This is a genomic window from Pseudomonas sp. SWRI179 (assembly GCF_014268705.1).
Lineage (GTDB): Bacteria > Pseudomonadota > Gammaproteobacteria > Pseudomonadales > Pseudomonadaceae > Aquipseudomonas > Aquipseudomonas zanjanensis.
Genome location: NZ_JABWRA010000106.1, coordinates 1 through 6,220, shown reverse-complemented (window position 1 = coordinate 6,220; position 6,220 = coordinate 1). Strand labels below are relative to the sequence as shown.

Here is a 6,220-nt window from a genome sequence, read left to right as displayed (position 1 = left end):
TGGCGATTGCATTACGGTGGTCATCCTTGTGATTGCTCTGCGCCGATCTTAGGCAAATCAATAACCCGTGGCGAGGGAGCTTGCTCCCGCTGGGCTGCGCAGCGGCCCCAAACCATTCAACTCGGTACTACAAGAAAAAACAGTCGGCAGGTTTTACGACTGCTGCGCAGCCGAGCGGGAGCAAGCTCCCTCGCCACGGGTTACAGCAAGCCCATTTCAAAACTCCGGAAACTCCGACAAATAACACACCGACGAACTCCCCTCGGCCCGCGTCGTAACCTCATCTTCCAGCCACTGCGCCAACACAACCGCATTGTTTTCAACCGTCGACTTGGCCGCATACACCAACGTCAGCGTCCCACCCCGCGCCACATCCACCAGCTTCCACCAATGCTCCGGCCGCGCCGCCAGCTCACGCCGATAGGCCACGCTGAACTCGGCAAATGAAAGCGCCCCCGCCTTGAATGCCTTGCGCAACTCATGAGAAGGCCCAACCTCCGGCAACCACTCAGCAATCACCAACGCGTCCTTGGAACAGTTACGCGGCCACAAGCGGTCCACCAAAACCCTTACGCCATCCTCGGCGCTGGCGGTTTCATAGGCGCGTTTGCATTGGATCATCAGGGTTCGCCTGTCGAAGTGGGATTGCCCCAGCATAGATCGCCCACGACGAGGCGGCCAGGGCCCATCCGCCGCTCTTCACCCACCCATCTTAAAAAAAGATTCATCGGATCCCTTCAATCAAAAGCCCTGGGCGCTCAAGCAAAAGCGCGCCCTGCAAGCCGTCGACATGATGGCGCGGAGCACTGTGGGATTTTCGAGCCGCAATCCGTCCGGATGCGCTTTTCCATTTGATTTGTCGACAGCGAACCGCCTGGCGCGACCCGCCGTATTAAGGATGAGTGAACAAAAATGAATAGAGTGTACCGAGTCGTCTGGAATGCCGTGATGGGCGCGTGGCAGGTGGCATCCGAGTTGGTCAAGAGCCATGGCAAAGACAAAAGCCGCACATCCCTCAGCCTCGTCATCGGCGTGGGCAGCGGCGTCTTCGCCTCGGTCGCTGCGGCGGGAGGGTTGCCTTCCGGCGGCAACATCGTGGCGGGTAGCGGCAGCGTTCAGCACAATGGCAACAACATGGCCATTCATCAGGGCAGCGACAAGCTCGCCATTGACTGGCAGAGCTTTTCCATCGGCAAAGGCAACACCGTTCAATTCTTCCAGCCTGGCGCCAATTCCGTCGCTCTGAACCGCGTACTGGGCTCGGATGTGTCGGTGATCCAGGGCGCACTGAAAGCCAACGGCCAAGTCTTCCTGGTCAACCCCAACGGCGTACTGTTTACCCCCGGCGCGCAGGTTGATGTCGGCGGCCTGGTGGCCTCTACGCTCAACTTATCCACAGAAGATTTCCTCGCCGGCAACTACCGTTTCAGCGGCGACAGCGCCGCATCGGTGGTCAACCAGGGCAACATCAACGCGGCACAAGGCGGCACCATTGCCCTGATCGCGGCAAAAATCGTCAACGACGGCAACATCACCGCCCACCAAGGCAATGTACTGCTGGGCGCCGGCCGTGTCGTGATCCTCGACTTGGGCGGGCCGGTGCAACTGGAAGTGCAAGAAGGCGCGTTGCAGGCGTTGATCGAAAACGGCGGGGCCATTCGTGCCGATGCCGGCAGAATCCTGCTGACCGCCCGTGCGGCGGAAACCCTGGCGAGCACCGTCATCAACAACACCGGTCTGATCGAAGCCCGCTCCTTGGATATCGGTGAAAACGGCGTGGTCACGCTGATGGGCGACCACGGTGATGTGCAAGTCGCCGGACGCATCGATGTGTCTTCCGACACCGCCAAGGGCGGCAAGATTGTCGTGACCGGCGACCGCGTGGCGATCAAGGGCGGCGCCGAACTCGACGCTACTGGCGCCAAGGGTGGCGGCGAGATTTATGTAGGCGGTAGCTGGCAAGGCAAGGACCTGGCGATCAAACAGGCCAGCCAGACCACCGTCGCCGCCGGTGCCGTGCTCGACGCATCGGCAACCGACAACGGCAAGGGCGGTACCGTGGTGGCCTGGTCCGATGTCAAGAAACCGGGGAGCGTGACCCGTGTGGACGGCACGCTGAAAGCCACCGGCGGCGCCAAGGGCGGCGACGGCGGCAAGATCGAGACCAGCGGCGCCAAACTGGCGGTGAGCAAAGCCGCCGATGCGTCAGCCAAAAACGGCAAGGGCGGCTTGTGGTTGCTCGACCCGGACAGCGTCACGGTGGGGCCGGGTAACGGCGGGTTGACCGGCGGCGCCAATGGGACAGACGCCACGGTTGGCTTCAACGCGATCGATACGGCCCTGGCCGGCGGCACCGATGTCGCGATCAAGGCCGACAACAGCATCCACTGGAACGGTGACTACACCCCGACGAGCATCAGCGGCGACCGGACGCTGACCTTGCAATCCGGACACAACGACGGCGGAACAGGCCGCTACGTCTTCGGCAATATTTTCCTCAACGGCGACATCGACGCCAGTGGCGCCGGCAATGGCAACAGCCTGGCCTTGATCCTCAACGGCAAGATCGCCCTCAACACCGACGTCAGCTTGAAGAGCAACGGCGGCAACGTCGTGTTTGCCGGCGTGGTGGATTCCGATGCGGTGGCCAACAACCGCGAACTGCGCGTGGACGCAGGTTCGGGCTCGATCATCTTCAGCGACATGGTCGGCGGTAACAGCGCGCTGGGCGCGCTTTACGCGACCACCAGCGGTGCCGGCAAGACCTTTATCAACGGCGCAAAAGTCTTCACCACCGGCGAGCAGGTCTACACCGGCGCCGTCGAGCTGGGCACCTCGCAGTTCCTGAACGCCGACTTCGAAAACGGCCTGGTCGGGTGGCAGACCTCCATCGCCCAGTTCTTCACTGGCGTCACCGTGGTGGACGGCGTGGTCTCGCCGGATGACCCGACGTTGCCGACCACGTCGCCTACGGGCGGCGGTACCCCGATAGTCTCGCCTGGCGACCAGGGCGACATGGACTACAAACCCCTCACCCCGGTCGCCGCGGCTGGCCAGGGCAAGGACGGCGGCGCTGCGCTGCTGCTGGGTACCGAGAACAACTCCAACTGCCAGAACGCCCCCGCCGGCTGCATCATGCGTGGTCCTTCGGTCGTCAGCGAGGGCACGGTTTCCCTGGCGGCAGGGGAAGCGGTCAGTTTCGATTACAAACCGGTTGCGGGCGGCGATACCTACGATGTCTTCGGCTATCTGCTGAACGTCAACACCGGCGAGTACCAGATCATCCTGAACGAAACGGGGAACGGTATCGGCACGGTGGATTGGAAAAGCCATACGGCCACGGCTGACAAGGCCGGCACCTACAAATTCGTGTTCGTCTCGGGCAGTTTCGACGAGACCGCAGGCAAGCGGGTCGGCGGTTCGCTGTACGTCGATAACATCAAGACCAATACCTCGGGCAGCAAAGGCCTGCAAGGCAGTTCCATCACCTTCAACGGCAGCCTCAACAGCACCGACAACAACCTGGCCATCAAGGCCGACGATATCAATTTCAACGGCGGCGCCGGCAGCGTCACCGGCAATGGCTCGATTGCCCTTGAGACCAACACCCCGAGCAAAGACATTGCCGTGGGCGGCAGCACCGGCGATGCGCCCGGTGCGTTGGAACTGACCGGCAGCGACATCGGCGCGTTGGGCGATGGCTTCACCTCGGTCAAGATCGGTGGCGCGGACATGACCGGTGACATCAGCATCATCGAAGCGACCCGCATCAACGACAACCTCATCCTCGATGCCGGTACCGGCAATATCCACATCAATGACCAGTTGACCGTGGCGGACGCACCGGGCACCGGCAACGACGACAACAAACCGGCTCCGGTCCTGGCGTTGCAAAGCAATGGCGGCAAGATCGACCAGACCGCCGGCGGCGCCCTCGTCGCCGATGGCCTGGTGCTGCTGGGTGACGGTGCCGTTCATGATCTGGACAACGCCGCCAACGACGTCAATACGATCGCCAGCGACACCGGCACGGTGAGCTTTGCCGATGTCGATGACCTGACCGCCGGCGTCGTGACCATTCCCGACAGCCAGACCCCGGCCAACCCGCAAGGCGTGCCGGTTGCCGGCATGACCCAGACCGGCGACCTGAACCTTATCGCTGACACGCTCACGGTCGGCCAGGCATTGGCCACCCAGGGCAATACGAGCCTGACCGCCGACGAAATCGATCTTGCCGCAAGCGTTGCCGGTGGCGGCAGTCTCACCCTGCAGCAGAAGACCCCTGGCCTGGATATCCACCTGGGCGGCAGCGATGACCCGGAAGTGACCGGGCCTAACGATCCGTTGGTGCTGTCGGACGCTGACCTGGCGAATATCCAGGATGGCTTCGACAAGGTCGTCATCGGTAACGACAAGACCCGCAACATCACCGTTGATGACGAAGGCGCGACGCTCAAGGACGATCTGGCTTTGGTTGCCAGTGGCGTCCTGGACCTGCTGGGCGACCTGACCCTCGAGGATCCTGAAGGCACCGACGAAGACGGCACCACCGGCAAGGGATTGTCCCTTAGCGTCGACGCGGGCCAAGGGGCGACCCAGGCTACGGGCGCAACCATTACCGCAGACGAATTGGCCCTGCGCGGCGAAGGTGATTTCAACCTGGGCAAGGGACATGACGTGGGCGTGATCGCTGCCGATGTCGGCAGCCTGGTATTCGCCGGCAACGGCAACCTGACGGTGGGCGTCGTGGACGGCACCGTGGGGATTACCTCCGATGAGGCGGTCACCCTGAAAACCGATCACGACCTGACGTTGGCGAAAGGCATCACCATCGAAAATGGTCCACGGGATGACGCCAATCAGGGCCAGACCCGTGCCGACGACATCATCACCCTGGAAGTGGCGGGCAACACCACCCAGGCCGGCGATGCCGGGGCCAAGCTCGATGCCAGCGGCCTGGTGCTGCTGGGCGGCAATTATGCGCTGGGCAACACCGGCAACGTGATCGGCGATATCGCCAGCGAGGCGGGCAAGGTCCAGTTCAACAACAGCGGGAACCTCAAGGTGGGTTCGCTCACCGCGACCCATGCCGACGGCACGCAGACGACCATTACCGGCGTGAACAACAGCGGCGACGTCAGCATTGGCACCAACGGCAACCTGGCGATCAACGAAGGGCTGGCGACCACCGGCAACGTGTTCCTCAATGTCGATGGCAAGACCTCTCAGGACAGCAACGGCAACATCACCGCTGACGGCTTGGCCCTCAACGGCGGCGACTTCGAGTTGCGCAACAACGGCAACATCGTGGGTGACATCGCCAGCGAGGCGGGCAAGGTTGCGTTCAACAACACCGGCGACCTGAAAGTCGGCACGCTGACCGAAACCGATGGCAACGGCAACGTGATCAAGACCACCACCGGCGTGAACAACACCGGCGACGTCAGCATCGGCACCGACGGCAACCTGGCGATCAACGAAGGGCTGGCCACCAGCGGCAACGTGTTCCTTAATGTTGATGGCAAGACCACCCAAGATGCCAACGGCAACATCACCGCTGACGGCCTGGCGCTGAACGGCGGCGACTTCGAGTTGCGCAACAACGGCAACATCGTGGGCGATATCGCCAGCAAGGCAGGCAAGGTCGCGTTCAACAACACCGGCAACCTCAAGGTTGGCACGCTGACCGAAACCGACGGCAACGGCAACGTGGTCAAGACCACCACCGGGGTGAACAACACTGGTGACGTCAGCATCGGCACCAACGGCAACCTGGCGATCAATGAAGGGCTGGCCACCAGCGGCAACGTGTTCCTCAATGTCGATGGCAAGACCACCCAAAACGCCAAGGGCAACATCACCGCCGATGGCCTGGCGCTTAACGGCGGCGACTTCGAGTTGCGCAACAACGGCAACATCGTGGGTGACATCGCCAGCGAGGCGGGCAAGGTCGCCTTCAACAACACCGGCAATCTGAAGGTCGGCACGCTGACCGAAACCGACGGCAACGGCAACGTGGTCAAGACCACCACCGGGGTGAACAACACTGGCGACGTCAGCATCGGCACCAACGGCAACCTGGCGATCAATGAAGGGCTGGCGACCAGCGGCAACGTGTTCCTTAATGTTGATGGCAAGACCACCCAAGATGCCAACGGCAACATCACCGCTGATGGCCTGGCCCTCAACGGCGGCGACTTCGAGTTGCGCAACAACGGCA

General features: G+C 62.3%; 2 protein-coding genes. One reads left to right on the top strand and one right to left on the bottom strand.

Going from position 1 to position 6,220, the window contains the following annotated elements; genetic code table 11:
* Positions 1–216: 216 nt before the first annotated feature.
* A complete protein-coding gene (locus HU767_RS28315; protein ID WP_186731089.1) occupies positions 217–621 on the bottom strand; it encodes a DUF488 family protein in 405 nt (134 codons plus the stop codon).
* 291 nt (positions 622–912) lie between these two features.
* Between HU767_RS28315 and HU767_RS28310 the strand changes: the two genes are divergently transcribed.
* Positions 913–6,220: filamentous hemagglutinin N-terminal domain-containing protein (locus tag HU767_RS28310; RefSeq protein ID WP_186731090.1), on the top strand; the 5,308-nt coding region annotated here is incomplete at its 3' end.